Here is a 23230-nt window from a genome sequence, read left to right on the forward strand (position 1 = left end):
CGGGTCGGCACGACGATGCCATCGACGCCTGCGGGTCGGCACGACGATTCCGTCGCCGTTCTACTGAAACGACTAGCCACAGATACCGGAGCTGCGTGCGTTCGGCTGCTGCAACGCGTCGAACACAATGCAGGCTGGACCGAAACTCTCGCGATAGGCGCGGTCCCGAGCCGGCTCACGATCGGACCCGAGACTGCACGACGGGCACTATCCCGGCGCACTCCGATCCCCAACTCCCCTAGCCGTTCCACGCTACTACGCATCGAGCACGACAACGGCGAGCGCCTCGCCGCCCTCGTCCTCCTGCAGACAGAGGATCCCGTCACCGCAAGCCGACTGGCAGCGACGTTCGAATCCTGGGATTTGTTGGCCTCCACCCTCGAATCACAGGCCCGAATCGACACTCTCACGACAGCACTGAACGACACGGACCGGCAACGTCGGAACGCAATCGCACAGACCGTGATCGATCAACGCCTCACCGAATGCGCCCGTGCTGGAGGCGGACTCGCCGCCCTCGTCCACACTTGCGCGCAGTTGACCGGGAAGTCCGTGACACTGTTCGACGATCACGGTCGGATCATCACCTTTTCTCACGCCGGGCGGACCTCGGTCAAGGCAGCTCCACTGAACGACATTCTCTGCGCCTGCCACGACATCTCTCCTGACGACGACAACGTGCACATCGCTGTCGCCGACCGCATCACCGGCCTCTCGCGCCGCAAAATGGTTGTGGCAGTATCCGCAGCCGGAGAACGATTCGGGTTTCTCGTCGTCGACGAGCATCCCAGCGCGTTCACGGTGCTGGACGAACACACGGCGGCACGAGCAGCGCGGCTGCTCGGTTACGAATACTCGGTGCAGAAGCGTGTTGCCCGCGTCGCCTGGAACGCTCGGTCGTCGCTCACCCGCCAATTGGTCCGGGGCACTGTGGAATCCGCCGACCTTGCCGCGAGCGGCGAATATCTCGGCGTCGATATCTGCGCACGTCGCGTCGTCGTATATGTTCTGGACCGACGTATCACGTCCGCAGACGGCGCCGACGAGCACCTGGCAACTCGAGTAGAACGTCAATTGGATGTCGAGGTGCTCGCCACCCGTGGCGCCGAGGGCGTCATGCTCTTGGTGGAGGCACCCGAGCACGCCGGTACGTTGACCATGATCGCGCGGGTGAAAGCAGCCATGATCGCGGTCACCGACACCTCGGCCGAATCCGCGATCGTCGGTATCTCGTCGGTGTGCACCGCGGCAACATTGGCGCGCGGATATCGCGAAGCGCGTGAAGTCGTGCTGTGCATCGACAGATTTGCGCAGCTACCCAACCATCGCGTCCTAGCCGTCGACGATCTGGGACCGGCACGATTGTTCCTCGCCAACAGCGATGTCGCCGCAGTCCGCAGCTACGTCGACGACGTCCTCGGACCACTACTTGCCGGCACCACCGGGACCGCTGACCTTCTGCTGACGTTGCAGCACTATTTCGACCAAGGCCGAAGTGTGCGCGCGACCGCAGCACTACTGAACCTGCACGAGAACACAATTCGACTACGACTGGGGCGGGTACACACAATTACCGGTCTCGACGTCGCTGCCGACGCCAACGATCAACTCAGCGTCCAAACCGCGTTGCTGCTACTTCGCCTTCGCGGGGATGCGCCATCGGCGGCTCTGCACGAGAACAGCATCGCGGATGACGATTTTCGAGCCACGCAACACAACACCGACAGCAGAAGGAAACTGGCATGAAAGCACTTGTCACCGGAGCAGCCCGAGAAGGAAGCATCGGCCGCGCGATCGTTGCTCGCCTCGAAGCCGACGGCATGACTGTCGTGACTCTCGATCGCGAACCCGGCTGTACGTTCAACGCCGACATCGCCGTCGACGAACTGCCCGAGTTCGGCGATATCGACGTCTACGTGGCCAACGCCGGCCTGACAACTACATTCGGGTCTGCACACGGAATGAACATCGACAAATGGCAACGTGATCTCGATGTCAATCTCACCGGTACATTCCGCGTACTGCAGCGATGCCTGCCCGGAATGCGCGAACGCGGCTTCGGTCGCATCGTGATCATCTCGAGCACCGCAGCCACTCAAGGGATGCCGGCCCAGATCTCGTACAGTGTGAGCAAGGCAGGTTTGCTCGGTCTCATGAAAACGGTTGCCGCAGAAAATGTCACCCGCGGTATCACTGCCAACGCAGTTCTCCCGGGTATGACAGCCAGCTCCGGAATCTTGTCGATGCCACAAGACATCCAGGACGCCTGGCTCGACTCACTTCCCAACGGATTTGTCGATCCTGACGATATCGCCGACGCGGTGTCGTTCTTCGCAGCGCGCAGTTCCCGCAGTTGCACCGGGCAGATCCTGACCGTCGACGCCGGCGACGAGCTCAACACCAGATCGGTCACGCCGTCGGTCGTTCGGCGCTGACTTGCGCGCCTTTGTCGTCACAGAGCTGGGCACACCGCCGATCGGCGAGGTACGCGAGATCGACGAACCACGCGGATCTCACGAATGGGCCGACGGCCGAAGACTTCTCATCGACGTGCATGCAACCGGAGTCTCGTTCCCCGACGTTCTCCAGAGTCGCGGTGAATACCAGCACGGCGTCCCGGTTCCGTACGTCAGCGGGGGTGAAGTGGCCGGAACTGTTCTCGAAGCACCGGTCGATTCGCGACTACGGCCAGGTGACCGGGTTGCCGCTCTGACGCTGTGGGGCGGAATGGCGGAACGCGCGCTGGCCCTCGAGCAGTACACCGTCAAACTTCCGGATTCGATGAGTTTCGTCGAAGGTGCTGCGCTGCAACTGAACTACTCGACAGCTTGGTTCGCACTGTATCGGGTCGGGCTACGCGCCGGAGAAACCGTCGCGATCCATGGCGCGGCCGGCGGTGTCGGAACAGCCACGATCCAGGTTGCCCGTGCGCTCGGTGCCAAGGTAATCGCATTGGTCTCCACTGCCGAGAAGGAGAATACAGCCCGGGGTGCCGGCGCCGAATACGTCGTCCGTACCGAATCCGGATGGGTAGAGGGGATCAAGGACCTCACCGATGGACGAGGTGTCTCGGTAGTCGTCGATCCGGTTGGCGGCGACCGGTTCACCGATTCTCTTCGGGCCCTGGACGTCGGTGGCCGAGTGGCAGTTGTCGGTTTTGCCGCTGGCACCATTCCGACGGTGAAGGTCAACAGGTTGCTGCTGCGTGATCTCAGCGTCGTCGGTGTGGCACTTGCTCCGTACATCGAACGTCGTCCGGAGATCGCCGAGCTGATGTCACGTGAACTCGGGCAGTTCGCGGCGTCGGGCCGGATCGCTCCGCATGTCGGCAATGTTCTGAGCCTCACGGACGGCGGCGAAGCACTCGGGGTGATCGATCGTCGCGAGGCACTCGGCAAGGTGGTCGTACGAGTTCGGTAGCGGCTCAGTTGACGAGCACTCCTCCGTCGACCGGCAAGCTCACGCCGGTGATGTAGTTCGAGGCATCGCCGACAAGAAACACCACCGTCGCCGCAATGTCCGAGGGATCTCCGATCCGGCCAATCGGGATACGAGCGTCGATGATCTTGCGGGTGTAGTTCTCGCTGTAGTGAGCTGTCGCCTCTGAGGGAAATACTCCTGGCAGTATCGCATTGACGCGAATACCTTTGGGCCCCAATTGCGCAGCAAGGTCTCGTGTGAGACCCAGAATCGCAGCCTTGCTCGCACTGTAGGCGGCAGCCGGCATCCTGGCAGTCGTCAGCGCCATCACGCTGGAAATGTTCACAATCGAACTGCCAGGCTGCATCACCCGTGAACATGCCTGGATCATCCAGTACGAACCGTTCAGATTGATGTCCACCACGGACCTGAAGTGCTCGGGTGGGTCCACATCGACCGCGTGGTACTGACCGCCTGTACCGGCGTTGTTGACAAGAGCGTCTACTCGGCCGAAGCGAGCCATAGCCGCGGAGATCAAGCCTTCGCAGGCCGCAATGTCGGACACATCGGTCGGCACCGCGAGGACCTCACCTCCCCGATCCCGAACGGCGCGAGCAGTATCTTCCAGCTTGTCGGGACGCCGCGCCCCCAGAACGACGGATGCTCCCGCTTCGGCGAGTGCGTGCGCGTAAGCGACTCCCAATCCTGACGATGCGCCCGTCACGACGACGACGCGTCCCTCGAGTGAAATTCTTTCGGACAGGGCCAGTGAGGTTTTCGACATTGCCAATGGCTACCACGGGTGCCCGTGGTGGAAAAGGTGCCACCGCGAGCGCCACTGTGGATATCTCCACCCCGAGACCTCGAATGTAGTTGCATCCGGCCGGAATCGGATGGACATTGGGCCGGTGAGCGAACTCGACGAAACCGCTATCCTTGCCCGTGTGCGCGCAGCTGCACAGACAAGATGGCCAGGATCAGCCATCACCGGTCTTACGCCCCTCCCCGGCGGCGTGTCCAGTCTGACGTACAGGTCCACCCTGACCCGGCCCGGCGCTCCGGACTCAGGCATCGTGGTCAAGGTGGCCCCACCCGGGCTCGCGCCGGTCCGTAACCGCGACGTCCTGAGGCAGTCGCGGGTGATCGCATTGCTTGATGCACGCCCTGAAATGCGGATGCCTTCAATTCTTTTCGAGGACAACGGATCCCCGCCCCTGTTCGTGATGACATTGATGCCGGGCGACTCCTACGAACCGTTGCTCGACGTCACGACTGAACCGCCGATCCCGGAGGTAGTCGCGCGCCGGGCCCACACCGCTGCACGCATGCTCGCCTCAATGCATTCGTTCACTCCCGAAGAACTCGGTGTAGACGACGAACCCGTGGTAACTCTCGCCGAAGAACTCGACCGCTGGGCACGACTGTTCGACACCGTCGACGACGATATCTGCTCCGGGCACCGCGAACTGTACGAGCGCCTGGCGCAGTCACTACCGGCTACGATTCCCGAGCGACTTGTACACGGCGACTACCGACTTGCGAACATGCTGTTCGACGGCAGTGAGCTGACGGCGGTCATCGACTGGGAAATCTGGTCCGTCGGTGATCCGCGGACAGATCTGGCATGGCTGCTGATGCACAGCGACCCGGCCCATCGGTTCCACGAGCAACGCAGCGTCGCAGATGAAACTGCCGGGGCTGCAATGCCTTCAGCGGATGACCTGGCGGCCGCGTACGTCGGAGGTGGCGGCGACGCGGCATTGCTCGACAGTATCGACTGGTTTCTCGCGTACTGCATGTACAAGACGGCGTCCACAGTCTCCGCTCTCGTCAAACGCAATCGACGACGACCAGATCCCGACCCAACGCTCGTTGTGGCCGGACGGCACCTTGCCGACATCGTTGCCCGCGGCACACAGGCAATGACTCGATTCGAGAATCGATCGGTGACGCGTTAGATCTCGACGACGATCTTCCCGGTCGCCGCACGGCCTTCCAACGCGTTCAGAGCCAGTGCCGTGTCGTCGATCGGAAAGGTTCGACCGACACGCGGAGTGATCTTGCCGTCGTTCGCCAACTTTTCGACGGCGTCGCGAACCAGGTGAAGTGTGCCGGGATACTCGGTTTCCATGTTGTCCATGGTGATTCCGGTAACCGTGAGGTTTCGGTGCAGCAATCGGTTCACCTTCACCGTCGGGATCGATCCGCCGGTGAATCCGACAACGACAAGTCGCCCACCTTGACGCAGGGAACGCAGCGAATCGGTGAATCGGTCACCGCCGACTGGGTCGATCACGACATGAACTCCCCGCCCCTCCGTCAAGGCCCGCACGTCCTCGAGCCACGCGCCGTCCGACCGCACCACCTCGTGTGCTCCTGCGGCCCTGGCGATGTCGGCCTTCTCCTCGGTAGACACCACTGCGATGGTTCGCACTCCGAATGCGTCGGCAAGGTCGAGGGCCGCCGTTCCCACACCGCCGGCACCGCCATGCACCAGTACCGTCTCCCCCGGCTCCACGCGGGCCCGGTAGTAGGCGTACCACGCTGTCGAATAATTCATGTACAGCCCGGCCCCCTGAGTGAAGGACATCGAGTCCGGGAGTTTGACGGTGTAGTCCGGCAGTGCCAGCGCGCGCTCCGCCACAGCACCGTGCCACACGATGCCTCCGACGCGATCACCGATCGCGAATCGGCATTCCGTTGGTGTCTCGAGGACAACACCGGCGAACTCGCTACCGCATACGTACGGGACCGGGACTCCGTTCTGGTAGCCACCGCGAGTTTGCAGTGCGTCGATGAACGACAGCCCCGCCGCCCGTACATCGATCAGAAACCGCTGGCCTTCCGCGCGGGGATGTGCCCCGTGTGGCTCCGAAACATTCTCCAGTCGTACCGAATCGGGCCCGGACAGTTCTGACACCACTATCGCCTTCATTGAAACTCCTTGTCTGTATTTGCTTTCAAGCTTGTTGCTTTCAGTGGAAGTAAGCGAGAATCGAGTCGGCGACACAGGCCGGCTTGTCGTGGCCGTCGATCTCGAACGTCTCGGTAACGGTGAACTTCGTACCGCCCGCGATCGGAGTGGCTGCGGACAACGCCGCAGCCATTCTGACTCTCGAGTCCACCGGCACCGGGGTCAAAAAACGCACCCGCTCGAAACCGTAGTTCAGGCCGAGAGAGACGCCCCGCATCGTAAATATCTCGTACAGGAACTTAGGCCCGAGGGAGAGGGTGTAGAGCCCGTGCGCAATAGTGCCACCGAAGCCCGCCTCACGCCCACGCTGCGAATCCAGATATATCCGTTCGAAATCCTCGGTCGATTCCGCGAAGGCTGTGATCTTCTGCTGGGTCACGGTGTGCCAGGTGCTTACGCCCAGTTCCTGCCCCACCCGCGAGCTGAGGTCGGTGATTCCGTCGAGTGTCAACATCACCGCATCGAATCACGCGATGGTCTTCTCGCTCATGTCTGTGCCGCTTGGCAACTGGAGCAACCCACATAGCCCCGTTGCCGTCGACTACGCCGCGGCGCGCCCCCGACCTACGTTGAAGCCACTACTCACGGCCAATCGAAAGGACATCTCGATGGATTGGAAAATCCCGAAGGACATTACGGACTTCGTCACAGCGCTCGACGAGTTCATCGCGCAGGAGATCTCACCGCTCGAGCGCGAACATCCGCAATACTTCGATCATCGCCGTGAATTTGCCCGAACCGATTGGGAGCGCGATGGATTCCCGAAGCAAGAGTGGCGCGAGCTGCTCCTGGAAGCGCGACGCCGCTCCGACGCCGCAGGTTTCTTCCGGTACCCGCTTCCCGCAGCGTTGGGCGGACAGGACGCGAGCAATCTCGCAATGGCGTTCGTTCGTGAGCATCTGCTGACAAAGGGATCCGGACTGCACTTTCCACACTCCGACGAGGCATCCGTCGTCGCGAACCTGCCCCTTGCTCTTGTCTTCCATGCATTCGGCACAGCCGAGCAACGTGAGCAGTACCTCGAGCCTCTCGTGAGCGGCGAGATCGAGATCGCCTTCGGGCTCACGGAGCCAGGACACGGCAGTGATGCAACCTATATCGAAACGGCAGCACACCGAGACGGTGACGATTGGATCATCAACGGAGCCAAGCGCTTCAACAGCCTCGTCGACTGCTCGGCGATCGACGTCGTCTTTGCGCGAACATCGGGCACAACCGGCAAAGCCGACGGCATCACGGCATTCATCGTGCCGACCGACGCACCCGGATTCTCGGTTCCGTTCAACCACTGGACATTCAACATGCCCAGCGACCACTCCGAAGTGCATCTGGACAACGTCCGGGTTCCCAGCACCGCGGTACTCGGCGAAGTCGGCCGTGGACTCGACTGCGCACAGTTGTTCGTCCATGAAAATCGCATTCGTCAGGCCGCGTCTTCCCTCGGCGCGGCGCAGTACTGCATCGACCAGAGTGTGACGTACGCCCAGGAGCGTGTGGTCTTCGGCAAGCCGCTACATGAACATCAGGGAATTCAGTGGCAGTTGGTGGAACTGCAGACCGATGCAGAACTGATCCGCAACACCATCTACAAGACCGCCGCCATGATGGACGAACTCGGCAAAACGGAAGTCAGCGACAAGGTGGCGATGGTCAACCTCCGAGCAAACCAGCTGGCCTGCCGAGCCGCCGATCGAGCGATCCAGATCCATGGTGGCATGGGCTACACCCGGCACAAGCAATTCGAGCACATCTACCGTCACCACCGGCGATACCGTATCACCGAGGGCACAGACGAGCTTCAACTGCGTCGTATCGCGAGTAAAATGTTCGATTTCGGTTCGACCCGTTCCGTTCGCTGATCCGCGCACGCGGGGTTCGGCATACTCATTGCCCGAGAACACCGAACCCCGCCAGCGTGATCTCTACGATCCTGTCTTCGAGAGACGGAAACTTCGCAGCGCTCCCAGGCCAGTACGCGATAGAGAAGATCAGGCCAAGACATGCCTGAGCCGCAACAGCCACCTCAGCGACAGTCGCATCAGGCAGGAAACGAGCGATGGCGCTCTCCCAACCGTCGACATACTGCTTCCGACGGTGATCGAAGTGTCGTTTGAACGGCGCAACCAGCGAGCGGTCCTCGCGTTGATTCACGTTGACAAGATGTCGGTTTTCGACGGCAAACCCGACATGATGGCGAATCATCCGCTCCAAATCCGCTCGCGGATCCCCGACCACCGGATCGGTTGCCGAGAGGAGGATGTCCATCGCTTCGTCGAGCAACGCCGCGAGTATTTCGTCCTTCCCGGCAAACTGACGGTAGAGCGCAGGTCCGCTGACACCTGCGCGGGAACCTAGCTCATCGACACTGGTTCCATGAAAACCCTTCTCGTAGAAGAGTTCAGCGGGAGTGTCCAGAATTCTTCGATGCCTGTCCACCCGTCGAACGTAGCACGCATGTGAACGAGCGTTACACTTTCGACCACGCATCGCCGGTTTCGAAGAAAGGCACACACGTGACGATCAATCCCCCATCTGCAGCCCCACGCGTCCTCCCCACGTACCAGCAGGTAGCCGCCTTACCTCGTGAACTCGGACCGTTCGTCATACCGGCGGAGTACGAGGACGAAAACGGTCACATGAACGTGCGCCACTATTTCGATCTGGCGCTGACCGCTGTGAATACCGTCTTCGAACGAATCGGGATCGTCGACGAGTATCGCCGTAGCCGAGGCCAAGGCATCTTCACCGCCGAACACCATCTCTCGTATTACGCCGAAGTTCACGCGGGCGAATCGGTATCGGGCTACTACACATTCGTCGACCGCTCGGACAAGGTATTCCACGGGATGGCATTTCTTCTCAACGACGACACCCGCAGGCTCGTCTACAGCCTCGAAGTCGTGGCTCCGCATGTCGACATGACCACCCGTCGAGTCGTCCCGTTCGGAGACGACCTCGCTGCCATCGTCGATGCGGAAATAGACCGCACCGCACACCGAGAATTCAAGCTCCCGGTATGTGGCACGATGGGAATTCGTCGCCCCTAGACCCGAGCACCCGGGGTGAGAGGAAGACGGCTTCCCAAAAGCTGCGATGGTGATCCAGCCTCTGGCGTTCGCCCGTCGCCAGAGAAATTCCAGCCCCACCTGGGCTTGCAACGTACCGGGGAATTACGTGCACACTTCGGTCAGGTCCTCAGCCGAAGTCTCGACCGGTCCTTGCGGCAGCGCTTTCGAATGACAAGTACGGTCGGTATGTGACCTCCCAAACCTAGGTTGACGTCGATGAGGGCGTACGTCGTAGCCTCCTCAGCAACTTGCACACTCGGGATTCTGCCAGCCACTATGCCGCAGAACAGGTATTGATCACTCAGGGCGCGTGACGTCAGCGCTGAACGAATGACGGTCGTCGGAATGCACGGCCGATGCCAGACTTTCTCGTAGCTTGTACTTGAGAATCTTGCCGCCGACGGTTTCGGGCATCTCATCGAGAAACACGACCTGCTTGGGTGACTCGTAGCTGGCGAGATATTTACGCGCATAAGCGATCATCGCAGCTTCATCGAACACCGAATCCGGTCTCAAAGTACCAACAGCAGTCACGCGCTCACCCCACTTTTCGTCAGGTAACCCAATGACGGCTGCGCGCACGACGTCAGGGCGTGCGGCGAGCACTCCCTCGACACGGAGACTGGAGACGTTCTCACCGCCTGATTTCACGATGTCCTTGAACCTGTCGACCATGATCTGCAAGCCGTCGTCGTCGTACATGCAGCTGTCACCGGAGTGAAACCAACCATCTCGGAAGGCATCTCGAGTGGCGTCGATATCCTTGTAGTAACCGGCAGTGATCACCGGACTGCGATACACCGCTTCGCCCGCAACCCCGGCCTGTCCACGGAGGCTGTTTCCGTCCAGATCGAACACGTCGGCACCTAGAAGCGGATTCGGAGTCCCGACATAGTTGATACCGTCGAAGGTTTGGGCGAACTTCTCCGGATGCTGATCAGGCCAGAACCGAAAGCACGACATCGACTCGGTCTGCCCGAACACCTCAAGCAACCTGACCTGCGGACCGCAGGCCCGTTCGAGATCCTCCTGCATATCCGGATTCATCGCACCCCACGAAAACATCGCAACAGTGAGTGAACTCAGGTCGGTTCCTCCCGCATCCTCGAGCGCGATGTCGGCCAACTTCTGCACCCACGCCGGTGAACCCGCCCAGACAGCAGTGACTCGCTCATCGGTGATCGCCCTGGCAAGTCCCACGGGATCCGGTTTCCTACCGAGAACCATTGTGCCTCCGGCCAGAAGCGCGGGAAGCACTGTCGAATTGTGACCGCAATGGAAGACGACGGGCAGGAAGGTGCACATCACGAACTCGCGCTCGTACTGCAACCCCCTGGTCAACGAGATCGCGTACGAGAAGTCGGACATGTAGGAGTATGTATGTGTGGTCATCGATGCCTTGGGCATTGCCGTCGTACCGGAGGTGAACAGTAAACTCCAGACGTCGTCGGAATGAATCTCGACGTCGACCTCGTCGACGGGGAACGGGTCGATCCACTCCGCGAATGCTCGGGAGCCAGGCGCAACCTCCCCGCCGACAGGGATAGTCACCGCGATGCGTGTGCCTGTCCGTTCAAGTACCTCGGAGGCACGCGCAGCGTATTCACCGTCCACTACCGCGAGCGAGACCTCGACATGGCCGACGACCCATTCGAGGACATCGTCGGCGAGCAGCGGATTCACTGGAACGACAACCAGTCCCGCCTTGGCAATACCGAACATGAGAACGATCGCCTCGACGGAGTTGTCGCAGTACATCAAAACTCGGTCCCCGGGTTCGAGCCCCTCCGTCAGCAACGCGTGAGCGGTTTGGTTCGCGGCCTCGCCTGCCTCTGCGTAGGTCATCCGGGCGAACCGGTCGGATGAGTACGCCCCCGTACAGCCGACGATTGCCACTTTCTCCGGGGAACTGCACCGGACACGTTCGAGAATGTCACCAACCACCATGCGGTTCCACCGACGGTCCGCACGTCGGCCGCGCAGTGTGGTCACATCGAACTGGTTTTCATCCATCAGTTCCTCCAAAATGTCTGTTAGACAGTGCAAATACGCTAGCTAGACACACCCCGCGCAGCGTAGATCGCCATTGGCATTTTCAAAAGCAGTCGCGACGCCCTCAGCTGTCGAAATCTCCATACCCGACAGGCAGGATCGATCGGCTCTTGAAAACGATCGTTATCACCGCTACATTCAGTCATACGGTCGGACCAAACCCGACGAACGCGCCCACGGAAGGACCACCAGGTCACATGAACGACTTCAGCAGCGACTTCACCGACGTCACCTACAAAGTAGACAACGGCCTCGCCTGGATCACCATCAACCGACCCGACCGCTACAACGCATTCCGCGCCCGCACCGTCGACGAACTCGTCAAAGCCTTCAAACACGCCTGGGGCAGCAACGACGTCGGCGCCATCGCCCTCACCGGCGCCGGAAACAAAGCCTTCTGCGCCGGCGGCGACCAAAAACAACGCATGGAAACCGGCGACTACGGCCCCTCCGACAGCGGACTCTTCGAAGTCGAAGCCCTCCACCGCGTCATCCGCGACGTCACCAAACCCGTCATCGCCGCCGTCAACGGCGTCGCCGTCGGCGGCGGACACGTCCTCCACCTCCTCTGCGACCTCACCATCACCACCGAAGACGCCATCTTCGGCCAAAACGGACCCCGCGTCGGATCCTTCGACGCCGGACTAGGAACCGGATACCTCGCCCGCACCATCGGCGAAAAACGCGCCCGCGAAATCTGGTTCCTCTGCCGCCGCTACACCGCCCAACAAGCCCTCGACTGGGGCCTGGTCAACAAAATCGTCCCCGCCGACCAACTCACCACCGAAGTCCGCACCTGGGCCGACGAAATCCTCCAACTCTCCCCCACCACCCTCAAAATCCTCAAACAATCCCTCAACGCCGACACCGAACACTTCATCGCCCAAGGCGCCATGGCCATCTCCACCCTCAAAATCTTCGGCGAATCCGACGAAGCCAAAGAAGGCATCACCGCCTTCAACGAAAAACGCACACCCGACTTCAGCAAAGACCGCGGCAACTAAACCCACACCCGACGGCCGGTGGCGACGACGCAGGTGCGTTCCAGAACGCTGCACTGTGCCACTGCGCAGCGCTTTCACAATCGAGGAACAGGCGAACCATGCAATTCACTGATGAACAGCAGCAATTCGCGAACGCGATACGCAAGTTCTGTGACGCCGAGTGCAGCACGCTCAGTCAACGTGACCTACTGACGGAGAACGGCACTCTGGCAAACAGTCCCGCCTTGCTGAAGAAGTTCTCCGAACTCGGGTGGCTCGGAGTCTCTCTCCCGGAGGAATTCGGAGGTGGCGGCGCAGGGATGGTCGACGAGTGCATCTTCCTCGAAGAAACCTCGCGCGGGCTTGCTCCGATCACGGCCTACTCCAGCAGTTTGACTGCAGCGCAGACCTATATGCGTTACGGAACCGACGAGCAGAAAAAGACGGTCGTGGCCAACATGACGGCCGGAAAACTCGAGTCCATCGCGCTCAGCGAACCGGGGGCCGGCTCCGATCTCGGTGGCGTACGCATCAAATCCGAACACGTCGGCGATCACTACGTCATCAACGGGCAGAAGACCTGGACCTCCGCCGCCCATGTTGCCGAGAACATTCTCGTTCTTACACGGGAAGACACGTCCGGTTCCAAACACCAGGGGCTGACCCTGTTGATGGTTCCCGCAAACGCTCCGGGTCTGAAGATCCACGAGATTCGAACCATGGAAGCTCACACAGTCAACGATCTCTACTTCACCGATGTCGAAGTACCGGTGGATGCGGTTGTCGGTGAACCACGCAACGCGTGGAAACACCTGATGCGCGGCCTCAACGTCGAACGGCTGATCATCGCGACGATGTCGATCGGAGCAGCACAGCGTTCACTCGACGACACCATCGCCTTCGTCAAGGAACGCGAACAATTCGGCCGCACCATCAGCAGCTTCCAAGCGATCCGTCATCGCATCGCAGATCTGGCAACGGAAATCGAATACTGCCGCACATTCGTTTATCACGTTGCCGAACGAATCGACGCCGGCGAGGAAGACAGCCTCGACCGACAGGGGTCGATGGCAAAACTCAAGTGCACCGAAGTTGCAAAGAAGGTCGCACTGGAAGCCATGCAGATGATGGGTGGATATGGCTACACCCGTGAGTACGGAATGGAGGAGCAGGTGCGACGCTCTCTCGCCCCACCAATCTACGGTGGTACCAACGAGATTCAACGCGAAATCATCTCCAAGAGTCTGGGACTGTAGCTCCCCACCAGCAGAACTTCGAAAGGATAGTCATATGACGACAACTCCCCTGTTTTCCCCGAATGCTCTTGCAGGCAAAAGGATTCTCATCACCGGTGGTGGCACAGGACTCGGACGCGGAGTCGCTCGGCACCTCGTAGCCAATGGCGCCGAAGTCCATCTATGGGGGCGACGACCTGCCATTCTCGAGGAAGCCGCAGCAGAAGCAAGCGCCGAGCGGCCGGGAAGCGTGCACTGGCAGGCGGTCGACGTGCGAAAAGCTGACCTAGTCGACGCCGCTATGGACGAGATCTGGTCCCAGCACGGACCGTTGACCGGCGTGATCAACAATGCCGCAGCGAACTTCATCGCTCCCACCGAATCACTGAGTGCACGGGCATTCGAAGCCGTCACTTCCACAGTCATGAACGGATCGTTCAACACCACCCATGCCGCCGGCCGTCGCTGGATCGAAGGCCAGACCAAAGGTGTCGTACTGTCCACACTGACCACCTGGGTGTGGACTGGTTCCGCATTTGTCGTCCCGTCCGCTATGGCAAAGGCCGCGGTCCACTCGATGACGATGTCACTGGCAGTGGAATGGGCACGGTATGGAATTCGACTCAATGCCATTGCATCCGGACCTATTCCGACGGACTACGCGTGGGAGATGCTCAATCCTACTGACGAGAGCGCCATCGGCGCCACTCAAGCCGATCAGGTACCGGCAGGACGGATGGGTACGATCGAGGAACTCGCAAATCTGACGACGTTCCTGCTGTCGGACGCATGTGACTACCTCACCGGCCAGACAATTGCTATGGACGGTGGTCAGATGCTCGCCGGCCCCGGCACTTTCGCCGGGTTGACCTCGATGTCGAACGAGGACTGGGCTTCAGCTCGGGAGAAGAGCAAGGCCGCGAGCGAAGCTGCGAAGAGCCAACGCCGCGTTTAAGGACGATCAGGGGCCGGTTGTTGTTCCTCACAGAACAACAACCGCCACACATCGGCAGAGTCGGTTGGCTTTCGTGCGACAGGAGAAGGTGACAACGGTTCGCAATTCACCGATCTGCTCGTCCTCAATTCCAACACGTAGATGACCTCAAACGGCCGATAATCGTTGCCCGCGACTCCAATCCGGCGTAGTTCGCGCGAGATCGTCGAGAGCGATCGACCCAGCCAGCCTGCGATCGCTCGAATACTCGGTCCCGCATGGCGTAGATCGGTGATCTCGATGCGTTCGTCCCAGGACAGACACCAAGCATTGATCTCACGCACCACCAACTGCTCCAAAGCAGGCACGAATCCCACGGCCGCACCGTTGCGGTAAGTCTTGTAGCCACTCGATTTGTTGTTACCAGCGGTTCGGGATACATCGACCTCGCGGGAAGCTGCGAGAATGCTCCACCGCGGCCGCGACGCCGACTCAGGCTCGGATTCATCAGCGCCCTCCGAACCGAACTCGCGAACGCAACCTTGTCGCTGCCCACCGCGCGTGTCTACGCACAACAGATCATCACAGCACCCGTGCACCGCGAACGTAATGTATTCACTCACAAACATGTGCGCGACCTCCCCCGCCGGCTGCTGCCGCGCGATAGTCCCCCACTCATCGCCCAAATCTTCGTTGTCATGGAGGTGATCACGCAAGTATCGGCGCTCTGCGACGACCTCGTCGAGACAGAGCAGATCAAAGCCCGGGAACACACTCCCGACGAAGTCCTATCCGCCGGTCGGCCGTACCTGGCCGTCGTGAAGGGAGAAGAACTCTCGAAACTCCGCGGGCCACGGCGTCGTTGCACGTTCTGCGTCTTCTCTCTCGGAGAGGGTCCGGCGGACGCACCGCGCGTGTCGTGATGGGCGCCTTCTGGTGCTATCGAAAGCGAGCGCTCCGCGGCAGAGCCCCCATCGCGAGAGCGACGCAAGTCGGCCACATCCGAGTCGATCGAACGACTACTCGACATTCATCTGATGGGCACAATCAGGATCGCGCGAGCGGCGTATCCACACCTGAAAGTCAGCGACAACGCCGCCATCGTGGCGATGTCGTCAATGGGAGCTCACCTGGGCATCCCCGAACGACTCGGCTACTGCGCAGCCAAAGGCGGAATCGAGGCCGTCGTCAAGACACTTGCTGTGGAATGGGCTCCCGATCGGATTCGCGTCAACGCCGTGGCACCGGGGTGGGTCAAGACTCCGGCAATCGCTCAGTTGATCAACGACGGATTTCTGGACCCGAGTCCGGTTCACACTCGTACACCGATGAACCGGTTTGCCGAACCCTCCGAGATTGCCGAAGTGATCGCCTTTCTCCTCTCTCCGGAGGCTGGCTACGTCACTGGACAACCAATTGTCACCGATGGCGGCATGACAATTCAGGGCCCCTGGCCGAAATAGTCACTGAAAGGCATATTTTCATCAGCGGGGTCAGCGCAGCCGCATCGCGTTGACCCCGCTGATGAATACAAATGCTCGAGTCCAAATTCAACGGTTACGACCACGGTTGAGAGCGCCAATCAGTTCAGCAAGTTACCGAAAGCGAATCTGAGGCAGCGCGGTGAAGACCTAGATGTCAACACAGGCAAAGCATCTTCTCATCACGCGTATCCGATCTGCAGGTTGAGCCAGTCGGCGATCCATTCGATCGCGTTGCGGCCGGAATTGTCGACAACCAGGGAGTTGTAGTTCTGATGTGCTCCGGACGCGAAGAAGGACGCTGCGTCGAGCCCCTCCCCTATCAAGGAGGCGAGGTCGTTGGCGCCTTGTTCACTGGCCATGGTGGTCAACGAATTAGCCAGTGCTGGAAGTTCCAGGTCCTGCGTCTGAGCGGTATTGATGGTCGCGGCCGTCGAGGCCTGCTTGCCGAGCAATGCCGGATCAGTCTTCGTAGCTTTGCCGGAGAGCATGTTGACCGCGACAGAGGCGAGTTCGAGCCCGACCGGGACGAGACTGGTCATGACAGTTCCGGCCCCGATCGGGTCGGGGAGCTGTCCAGGCGGTGGGAACAGCTTCTCGACTGCGGCCCAAGCGATTTCCTGTACCCGTCCGACGAGGTTTGCGAGCTTGATGATGTCGACGCCTCCCAGGTTCGACGCGACGAGCGCCGCGACTTGCGAGTAGCCGGACGGATCCGGGATTGCCGACAGGACCTGTGAGACCCATTTCAGATCGACACCTGCGGCCAGCTTCAGCAACGGCGAGAGCTGGTTGTTCAGATCCCCTGCGACCTTATGGGCACCCCGGGCGTCGAGCGCGGCGACCTTCTGCGGAAGGAGGTTCAGGTTCGCCAGAATCGCTGGCATGTCCAGGGATGCGACACCGGTGGCCACGTTGAGAACTTGGTTGACAACGACCGTGGGCTTGAGCAAGGAGAGGACTCCGGAGGCGGAACCAAGGACGTCGCTCGGTGTCGTTGTGAGCGGCGCGATCTGACTGTCGAGGGTGCCAGCGGCGGTCGATAGGGGGGTCAGGTCCGGAGATGAGGCCGGCAGCGTCGTGGAGCCTTTGCTGGCGAGCTTGCTCGCGGTGTCGGCGATCGCGGTCACTGTCGAGAGCGCACTGCTGAGAACGTGTTTGAGAACCGGTCACGTTCGGGCGAGTCGGCGGGTCATGAGGACGATCATGGCGATGCGGACCATCGCTTCGTGGTGGTCCGGTCTGGTTTCGTAGTCGCGGACGCAGCGGCGGTGCTTGCTGATCCACGCGAAGGTCCGCTCGACCACCCAGACGTGGGGGCGGACGTGGAATCCGGTACTGCCCGGTTTGCGTTTGATGATCTGAATTCGCAGGGCGAGAACATGTTCCGCCCAGACGAGTAGCCGACCTGGGTAGCCGCCGTCGGCCCAGATCAGCCGTATGGTGGAGAACGCGACACGCAGTGCGGCGAGTAGCCGGTGCGCGGCGTCGCGGTCCTGGATGGACGCGGCGGTGACCACGACGGCGAGCAGCAGGCCGTTGACATCCACTGCGATGTGTCGTTTGCGGCCGTTTGTTCTTTTCGCGCCGTCCCACCCGCGACTGGATCGGGGCACCGTATCGGCTGCGGGCACGGTCTGCGAGTCGATGACCGCAGCGGTCGGGCACCGGTCCCGCCCTCCTTGCGTGCGTGTCCGGTCTCGCAGCATGTCATGCATGCGTTGCCACGCGCCTCCGCGTACCCAGCGAGCGAAGACCGCGTATACGGTCATCGGCGGCGGGTACTCCGCCGGTAGCTGGCGCCACGCGATACCACCCCGAACCAGGTAGAAGATGGCATCCAGAATCATTCGGCGGCAATGCTTCTCGGGCCTGCCGCCGCGACCTGCCGTGTTGCCCGGCGGCGGCAGCAACGGTTCCAGGATCGCCCACTGGGCGTCGGTCAGCGACGACGACGGATACATCGCGCAGCAATGTCCGCGCGACGGATGGGGCGGGCACGACGGGCACAGCGAGATCGGTGATGATGGCATTCGTGGGCTCCTGGGCACGGGCAGCGACATTGGTAATCACTGACCAAACCAGGAGCCCGTCCATCGTTCTACCCGCAGCACCGCCCACAATCACGAGTTCTCAAACACGTTCTGAGACTCAAGACAGCTCTCAAACTCCTAGCGACCACAGTTCGCTAGTGATCTGCTAGATCGGTTCTCGATTCCACGACCCACCCAGCGATCTGCGCCCTTGAGGTGAATCCCAGCTTGATCAGCAGATGTTCGACATGCCCCTGCGCGGTGAAATCACCAAACGAGCGGCGATCTCCTTGTTTGTCAAACCGTCGGCAATCAGTTCTGCGACCTCGAGTTCGCGTTTCGTCGGTTGGGTCGACGGACCGGTAGTGGACGTTCGTGTGTGCGTGCGTTGCTCGCCCAGCGCGTAGTCGACGGCGGCTGGGAATCGGAGCGCGGCCCCCTGGCCGCGGGCCTCACCGAAGGCCCGCTCACCGAGTGCGCGTCGGACCTCGCGTTCACACGAGTCTTGGAAGACGATCATTCCGGGCACGACAACACTCGTGCCTCCTACCGACCGGCTCGCTGCCTCCGCGGCGCCCATCAACACAGCCGTGCGCCGGACGTCCTTGTCGTCGACCGCGATCCATGACAGCGCTTGCAGACACATGCCGGCGTTCAACCGGTCATTGATCTTCCGCCCCAGCCGCAGCGACTGCTTCAGCAGCCGAGCCGCTCGATCGTGATCACCTTGCCTCCATGTCGCAATGGCAAGTGCCCACAGCACATACGACCGATACATCGTTTCACCGTGTGCTTCGGTAATGGCGAGCGCACGCTCGTAGTATTCGATTGCCCGGTCCGTCTCGTTCAGCTGTTCGAATGTCAAACCGAGGATCAAGAGAGCCAAGACCTCGAAGAGCACGACCTTCCGTTCGGAGTACACCTCAACAGCCTTCTCGAGGTGCGGACATGCGTCCTGGAGGTTCCCGCTGAACATGGCAAAATATCCAACCGCCTGTTCGATGTATGCATGCAGCAGAGGGTCGGTCGTCTGATCCGCGAGCACCCGGCCCTCCTCCACCAGACCGCCGACACTGCAAGATCGCCCTGCACAGCGGCCATCAGACTGCCGGCCTGGATCGCCTTGGCCTGATCGACGGTCGCGGGCCCCGTCCGGAGGCTGTGGAAGCGTCTGAGCCACTGCCGCCCTTCGGTGAGTGCGCCCTGGGAAAGCCAGAACGGAAACAGGGCAGCGGTGATCCGAGTACCGATTTCAGGGCTCTCGGACACACAGAACTCCAAAGCCTCCCGCAGATTCGAGTGCTCCCGAGTAATCGTGGTGATCAACTCGACCTGCCGGGGGCTGATCCAGTCGGCTTCGGCGGCGAGCGCCAAACCTTCGCACCAGTAAACGCCAAACCTTCGCACCAGTAAAGATGCCGGCGGCGAAGTTCGATGTACTCGTGCTCACCTGCCTCCTGCGCCTTCTGCAACCCGTAGTCACGCAGAGTTTCGAGCATCCGGAAACGTACCGTCGTGCCCGACTCTTCTCGGATCAGGATCGACTTGTCGACCAGTGACGTCACAGCGTCAAGGATGTCGGTCGATGTCCGATCTCCGCCGCACACCTGTTCTGCGGCGTCGAGTTCGAAACCGCCGGAGAACACGGACAGCTGGGCCCATACCGCCTGCTCCACGGGGGTGCACAAGTCGTAGCTCCAGTCGATACTCCATCGCAGGGTCTGCTGCCGCGTCGGCGCGCCCCGGCTGCCGCGGGTCAGGAGCGTGTAGCGATCGTTCAACCGTTCCAGGATCTGTTCGGGCGACATCACCCGCAACCGCGCCGCCGCCAACTCGATCGACAGCGGATGCCCGTCCAGTTGCCGACAGATCGATGCGATGGCGACCTTGTTGTCCTCGGTGAGTTCGAACCCTGGGACAGCCGCTGCACCGCGCTCGACGAACAGTTTCACCGCGTCGTTGCCAGGCCCGCCTCTGGGTAGGTGATCAGGCTCCGGGACGGGGAGCGGTGGAAGGAGCAGGACAGCTTCCCCGCCGATGCCGATCGGTTCGCGGCTCGTCGCAAGAATCCGCAAGTCCGGGCAGACATGCAGCAGGAATTCGGTGAGCTGCGCTACCGCAGCCACAATCTGTTCGCAATTGTCGAGCACCAGCAACAGTTCTCGCTGAGCGAGAAACTCGGCCAGTACCTCCTGTACCGGCCTCCCCGACAGGCCTCGTAGCCCCAGCGCAGACGCCACAACGCCCCCCAACAGCGTTGCGTCACGCAATTCCCCCAACTCCACCAGTCGCACGCCGCCGGAAAAACTGCGTTGCGACTTGGCTGCGACCCGTATGGCGAGACGGGTCTTCCCGACACCACCGATTCCCGTCAACGTCACCAGTCGGGCGGTCGACAGCAGGTTCTTGGCTGCGGCGAGTTCGGTGCGGCGGTCGACGAAACTGGTCAACTCCAGCGGAAGTCCATCGGTTGGGTCCGAGACCGACGGTGTATTTGTTTCCCGGTCTCCGTGTGATTCACCGCTTCCGGCGGACGATTCCGCGAACGCTGTCGGGGTGAAGGGTTGCGCCGACGCAGGTTCAGCGCGTAGTGCCATCTCATCGACCGGCAAACCGCGGCGGATTTGCAACGCTCGGAGTTTCTCACCGAACACCGATGTAGAAGGACGGACCTGTGGATCGCGAGACATCGCCTTTTCCACGACGCCACATACGTCGTCGGGGAAGCCGTGCTCGCGCATGTCCGGTATCGGTTGCGCGGTGATTCGAAGGAACTGGGCGACAACCTGCTCGCCGCTGCGACGCTCGAATGCCGCGTGACCGGTCAGTGCGCTGAACAGTGTGGCCCCGAGCCCGTAGACATCTGAAGCCGGACTCGGCGGCTCGCCGCCGAGAACCTCCGGTGCGGTGAATGCAGGCGAACCCGTGACGGTTCCGGTCGCGGTCTTGAAACCGTCTGTGATGTGCGCGATCCCGAAGTCGGTCAGAGCCGGTTCACCGTAGTCGGTAAGCAGAATGTTCGCCGGTTTGACGTCACGATGCAGAATGCCGGCCCGGTGCGCCGTCTCGAGTGCGCCCGCCATCTTCACCCCGAGCCGCAGCACTTCCTCCACCGAGAACGGCCCTTGCCGGCGGATCCGGGTATCGACGGAGCCTTGCGAGTGGTAAGGCATCACCAGGTAGGGGCGCCCGGTGTCGGTGGCACCGACTTGCAAAACACCCACGATGTTGGGGTGGCCGGTCAAGCGACCCATTGCCCGCTGTTCCCGGAAAAAGCGTGCGCGGTTCTCCTCGTCCAGGTCCGTGGTAAGTACCTTCACCGCCACTGTGCGGTCAAGGCCGATCTGGGTACAGCGGTAGACAACACCGAAACCACCGCGCCCAATCTCCCGCGCGTCGTCGAAGCCCGCCGCTGCCAGCTCATCCGTGATGAATGGAAGCAAATCGCGACGCGTCTGGAGTGGATCGTTCTCGATCATCGTCTACTTCGATTCCGCGGCATCGTCGATGATGCACCGTCGCGTGTGTGCTGTGTTACCTCTCGATGATGTTCCCATTGGGCATAGCCGTCAACGCAGCGCATGGCGAGGTCGGCGGCGCGGGCCCTGAGCTGGCCGCGTCACAGGCCCGGGCCACCCCGGCGCAGATCTCCGCGTAGTCGGGCATCACGAACGACGCCTCATGTCAGAGCAATGTCCGGATCCGCTCGGTGCTGTACACCTCGCCTCGGCTCGTCAGGCCCGCAGACCATGAAGACGGGGAATCGCTCCCCCGAGTTGGTCGGATGGAACTCCACCCGCACCGGAGTACTCTCACCGGCGAGTATTTCACCCTCGATGGAGCGGGGGGGACCATCCCTGGCGTGCCACCGCTTGCGAACTCGAGCAACTCGAGCGTCCTGTTGCGCGAACTCCCTGATCGGTCGTGGCAGATGACCACTCCATCGGCATCCGACGTCGCAGCTGCGGCTTCATCTGGTGCCAGACGAAGGTGCTCGGCACAGAAATCCGATGCGACATCCGCGGCCCGGAAGACTACGCAGCCGCAATCGCTCACGGCTCGACGAATGTCGAATCGTGGTACGCCGAAGCAGGAGTGGACTTCACCCGGCAAGTCATCGACGGACGAATGGGATACATCGGTACCGTCCGAGACGACGTGGAGTTCGTTGCCGGCCGCCCCTCGATCTCGTTACGGGAGTGGGCAATCGAGAACCGGGACCGGCTTGCTGCAGGCTCCACCACGTAGCGCTCGAGCCTGGACGTGAGGTGCCTGTCGCGCAAGCCCAGAGTCGGTGAACAAGGCTGTTCGGGCTGAGCGGCACGGTACCCCGGACGTGCGCGAAGAGTGCCGTCGGACATCGTCCAGCGCAGCGACGTACGTCGAGCCGCATACTGCCTGTCGATCAGTGCGTCGGCCCCAGGACCGTCGTAGTCGAGAAGCTACGCAGACACGTCATACATCGCGTCATCGGTTTCGTAGTTTCCCCCAACTATCACTGCGTTCGGGTACTGCGTTGCGATCCAGCGCGCGGGATCCACAGCGGACCACCCCATCGACTTGTATTTGGGGTCGCTCACGATCGAAGAGACTCTCGATGCAACCATGTCCGCCGAGGCAATTTGGTCCTGGCGGCTACCGTGTTGCATACCGCCGAATATGAACTCGTTCACGCTACCGACCAGCAGTCCCCGGTCGTTGACCAACAGATGACCGCAGCGGATGAATTTGCCCAGCTGGTGTGGTGCGTCGTTCGTGTCGAACGCGTAGACAACGGCGTCGTACCGAGCCGAGAGATCGAAACGGTCGACGTGGTCCTCCACACCGAAGCCGCCGATGAGGCGCACACTGTTCCCGGGTTCTGGTCCACCACCGTCGAAACGACCATCGACGGCGAGTACGTCGAGCGCGATGGGCACTCTTAGCGCCGCAAGCGCATTACACATGAGACCCGATGGGCCCCAGCTGCCGACGACCGCAACGCGTCGAGCCGGCGTAGCGGCTCGGCCGCAGGCCGTTTCGTACGGTCGCGTGGGCATTGTCTACCTCC

The 23230-nt window shown here is 61.4% G+C and carries 19 protein-coding genes and 3 pseudogenes; 12 read left to right on the forward strand and 10 right to left on the reverse strand.

Annotated features, from left to right (window positions below; translation table 11 throughout):
- Positions 1 to 15 precede the first annotated feature (15 nt).
- From YH3_RS32015 to YH3_RS32025, 3 genes are read left to right on the forward strand one after another with little or no spacing between them, the layout of a single operon-like run.
- A complete protein-coding gene (locus YH3_RS32015) occupies positions 16 to 1746 on the forward strand; it encodes a CdaR family transcriptional regulator (RefSeq protein ID WP_064444794.1) in 1731 nt (576 codons plus the stop codon).
- The gene (locus tag YH3_RS32020) at positions 1743 to 2435 is read left to right on the forward strand and encodes an SDR family NAD(P)-dependent oxidoreductase (RefSeq protein WP_064444795.1); all 693 of its coding nucleotides are present in this window, start codon (positions 1743 to 1745) and stop codon (positions 2433 to 2435) included. Before YH3_RS32015 ends, YH3_RS32020 begins: the two co-directional genes overlap by 4 nt.
- Before the next feature lies 1 nt (position 2436).
- Complete coding sequence (locus tag YH3_RS32025; RefSeq protein ID WP_064444796.1) at positions 2437 to 3420, forward strand: NADPH:quinone oxidoreductase family protein; 984 nt, start codon at positions 2437 to 2439, stop codon at positions 3418 to 3420.
- A 4-nt stretch (positions 3421 to 3424) separates the two neighbouring features.
- On the opposite strand, the gene YH3_RS32030 is transcribed toward YH3_RS32025, so the two are convergent.
- Complete coding sequence (locus tag YH3_RS32030; RefSeq protein WP_064444797.1) at positions 3425 to 4204, reverse strand: SDR family NAD(P)-dependent oxidoreductase; 780 nt, start codon at positions 4202 to 4204, stop codon at positions 3425 to 3427.
- Positions 4205 to 4328: 124 nt separating this feature from the next.
- On the opposite strand from YH3_RS32030, the gene YH3_RS32035 reads away from it, so the two are divergent.
- Positions 4329 to 5378, forward strand: coding sequence for a phosphotransferase family protein (locus YH3_RS32035; RefSeq protein WP_064444852.1), 1050 nt, complete (start codon positions 4329 to 4331; stop codon positions 5376 to 5378).
- On the opposite strand, the gene YH3_RS32040 is transcribed toward YH3_RS32035, so the two are convergent.
- Together YH3_RS32040 and YH3_RS32045 are read right to left on the reverse strand one after the other, a co-directional pair.
- Entirely contained in the window at positions 5375 to 6355 is a 981-nt protein-coding gene (locus tag YH3_RS32040) for an NADPH:quinone oxidoreductase family protein (RefSeq protein ID WP_042446799.1), read from the reverse strand. The genes YH3_RS32035 and YH3_RS32040 overlap by 4 nt on opposite strands.
- 40 nt (positions 6356 to 6395) lie before the next feature.
- The gene (locus tag YH3_RS32045; RefSeq protein ID WP_064444853.1) at positions 6396 to 6848 is read right to left on the reverse strand and encodes a MaoC family dehydratase; all 453 of its coding nucleotides are present in this window, start codon (positions 6846 to 6848) and stop codon (positions 6396 to 6398) included.
- A 154-nt stretch (positions 6849 to 7002) separates the two neighbouring features.
- Between YH3_RS32045 and YH3_RS32050 the strand changes: the two genes are divergently transcribed.
- Positions 7003 to 8253, forward strand: a complete 1251-nt coding sequence (locus tag YH3_RS32050; protein WP_042446887.1) for an acyl-CoA dehydrogenase family protein — start codon at positions 7003 to 7005, stop codon at positions 8251 to 8253.
- Positions 8254 to 8278: 25 nt separating this feature from the next.
- Here YH3_RS32050 and YH3_RS32055 read toward each other — a convergent pair whose 3' ends face one another.
- Positions 8279 to 8830 (reverse strand): TetR/AcrR family transcriptional regulator, encoded by a 552-nt coding sequence (locus tag YH3_RS32055; RefSeq protein ID WP_064444798.1) that lies wholly within the window; start codon positions 8828 to 8830, stop codon positions 8279 to 8281.
- 77 nt (positions 8831 to 8907) lie between these two features.
- Here YH3_RS32055 and YH3_RS32060 point away from each other — a divergent pair, with 77 nt between their 5' ends.
- Positions 8908 to 9441, forward strand: a complete 534-nt coding sequence (locus tag YH3_RS32060) for a thioesterase family protein (protein ID WP_042446889.1) — start codon at positions 8908 to 8910, stop codon at positions 9439 to 9441.
- A gap of 318 nt (positions 9442 to 9759) precedes the next feature.
- Here YH3_RS32060 and YH3_RS32065 read toward each other — a convergent pair whose 3' ends face one another.
- Complete coding sequence (locus tag YH3_RS32065) at positions 9760 to 11475, reverse strand: class I adenylate-forming enzyme family protein (RefSeq protein WP_064444799.1); 1716 nt, start codon at positions 11473 to 11475, stop codon at positions 9760 to 9762.
- A 236-nt stretch (positions 11476 to 11711) separates the two neighbouring features.
- Here YH3_RS32065 and YH3_RS32070 point away from each other — a divergent pair, with 236 nt between their 5' ends.
- The 3 genes from YH3_RS32070 (at position 11712) to YH3_RS32080 (ending at position 14687) form a co-directional block, all read left to right on the forward strand.
- Entirely contained in the window at positions 11712 to 12518 is an 807-nt protein-coding gene (locus tag YH3_RS32070; protein WP_064444773.1) for an enoyl-CoA hydratase-related protein, read from the forward strand.
- Between the two features lie 98 nt (positions 12519 to 12616).
- Entirely contained in the window at positions 12617 to 13753 is a 1137-nt protein-coding gene (locus YH3_RS32075) for an acyl-CoA dehydrogenase family protein (RefSeq protein WP_042446808.1), read from the forward strand.
- A gap of 34 nt (positions 13754 to 13787) precedes the next feature.
- Positions 13788 to 14687 (forward strand): SDR family oxidoreductase, encoded by a 900-nt coding sequence (locus YH3_RS32080; RefSeq protein WP_042446811.1) that lies wholly within the window; start codon positions 13788 to 13790, stop codon positions 14685 to 14687.
- 146 nt (positions 14688 to 14833) lie between these two features.
- Here YH3_RS32080 and YH3_RS36955 read toward each other — a convergent pair.
- Positions 14834 to 15133: pseudogene (locus tag YH3_RS36955) on the reverse strand (helix-turn-helix domain-containing protein); the annotation flags it as partial.
- Between the two features lie 231 nt (positions 15134 to 15364).
- Here YH3_RS36955 and YH3_RS32090 point away from each other — a divergent pair.
- Positions 15365 to 15589 (forward strand): hypothetical protein, encoded by a 225-nt coding sequence (locus YH3_RS32090; RefSeq protein WP_064444801.1) that lies wholly within the window; start codon positions 15365 to 15367, stop codon positions 15587 to 15589.
- Between the two features lie 18 nt (positions 15590 to 15607).
- A complete protein-coding gene (locus tag YH3_RS32095) occupies positions 15608 to 16129 on the forward strand; it encodes an SDR family NAD(P)-dependent oxidoreductase (protein ID WP_274522707.1) in 522 nt (173 codons plus the stop codon).
- Between the two features lie 200 nt (positions 16130 to 16329).
- On the opposite strand, the pseudogene YH3_RS32100 reads toward YH3_RS32095, so the two are convergent.
- The 3 genes and pseudogenes from YH3_RS32100 to YH3_RS37210 form a co-directional block, all read right to left on the reverse strand.
- Positions 16330 to 17298: pseudogene (locus tag YH3_RS32100) on the reverse strand (cutinase); the annotation flags it as partial.
- Between the two features lie 18 nt (positions 17299 to 17316).
- Entirely contained in the window at positions 17317 to 18180 is an 864-nt protein-coding gene (locus tag YH3_RS32105) for an IS5 family transposase (RefSeq protein ID WP_223304550.1), read from the reverse strand.
- A 155-nt stretch (positions 18181 to 18335) separates the two neighbouring features.
- Positions 18336 to 21659: pseudogene (locus YH3_RS37210) on the reverse strand (protein kinase).
- A gap of 445 nt (positions 21660 to 22104) precedes the next feature.
- Here YH3_RS37210 and YH3_RS32115 point away from each other — a divergent pair.
- Positions 22105 to 22428: a hypothetical protein gene (locus YH3_RS32115; RefSeq protein WP_064444802.1), complete on the forward strand. Its 324-nt coding sequence runs from the start codon at positions 22105 to 22107 to the stop codon at positions 22426 to 22428.
- Positions 22429 to 22622: 194 nt separating this feature from the next.
- Here the strand turns inward: YH3_RS32115 and YH3_RS32120 are convergent, their stop codons facing one another.
- A complete protein-coding gene (locus YH3_RS32120) occupies positions 22623 to 23219 on the reverse strand; it encodes a hypothetical protein (RefSeq protein WP_154100391.1) in 597 nt (198 codons plus the stop codon).
- Between the last annotated feature and the right edge of the window lie 11 nt (positions 23220 to 23230).

The sequence above is a fragment of the Rhodococcus sp. YH3-3 genome (genome assembly GCF_001653035.1).
In the GTDB taxonomy this organism is placed as follows: domain Bacteria; phylum Actinomycetota; class Actinomycetes; order Mycobacteriales; family Mycobacteriaceae; genus Rhodococcus_F; species Rhodococcus_F qingshengii.

Excerpts from the sequence above, each read along its gene's own strand:
- YH3_RS32105 (WP_223304550.1), bottom strand. The coding sequence starts at position 18,180 with ATGCCATCATCACCGATCTCGCTGTGCCCGTCGTGCCCGCCCCATCCG.
- YH3_RS32075 (WP_042446808.1), top strand. The coding sequence starts at position 12,617 with ATGCAATTCACTGATGAACAGCAGCAATTCGCGAACGCGATACGCAAG.
- YH3_RS32020 (WP_064444795.1), top strand. The coding sequence starts at position 1,743 with ATGAAAGCACTTGTCACCGGAGCAGCCCGAGAAGGAAGCATCGGCCGC.
- YH3_RS32045 (WP_064444853.1), bottom strand. The coding sequence starts at position 6,848 with ATGTTGACACTCGACGGAATCACCGACCTCAGCTCGCGGGTGGGGCAG.
- YH3_RS32015 (WP_064444794.1), top strand. The coding sequence starts at position 16 with ATGCCATCGACGCCTGCGGGTCGGCACGACGATTCCGTCGCCGTTCTA.
- YH3_RS32070 (WP_064444773.1), top strand. The coding sequence starts at position 11,712 with ATGAACGACTTCAGCAGCGACTTCACCGACGTCACCTACAAAGTAGAC.
- YH3_RS32080 (WP_042446811.1), top strand. The coding sequence starts at position 13,788 with ATGACGACAACTCCCCTGTTTTCCCCGAATGCTCTTGCAGGCAAAAGG.
- YH3_RS32040 (WP_042446799.1), bottom strand. The coding sequence starts at position 6,355 with ATGAAGGCGATAGTGGTGTCAGAACTGTCCGGGCCCGATTCGGTACGA.
- YH3_RS32065 (WP_064444799.1), bottom strand. The coding sequence starts at position 11,475 with ATGGATGAAAACCAGTTCGATGTGACCACACTGCGCGGCCGACGTGCG.
- YH3_RS32120 (WP_154100391.1), bottom strand. The coding sequence starts at position 23,219 with ATGCCCACGCGACCGTACGAAACGGCCTGCGGCCGAGCCGCTACGCCG.
- YH3_RS32050 (WP_042446887.1), top strand. The coding sequence starts at position 7,003 with ATGGATTGGAAAATCCCGAAGGACATTACGGACTTCGTCACAGCGCTC.
- YH3_RS32030 (WP_064444797.1), bottom strand. The coding sequence starts at position 4,204 with ATGTCGAAAACCTCACTGGCCCTGTCCGAAAGAATTTCACTCGAGGGA.
- YH3_RS32090 (WP_064444801.1), top strand. The coding sequence starts at position 15,365 with ATGGAGGTGATCACGCAAGTATCGGCGCTCTGCGACGACCTCGTCGAG.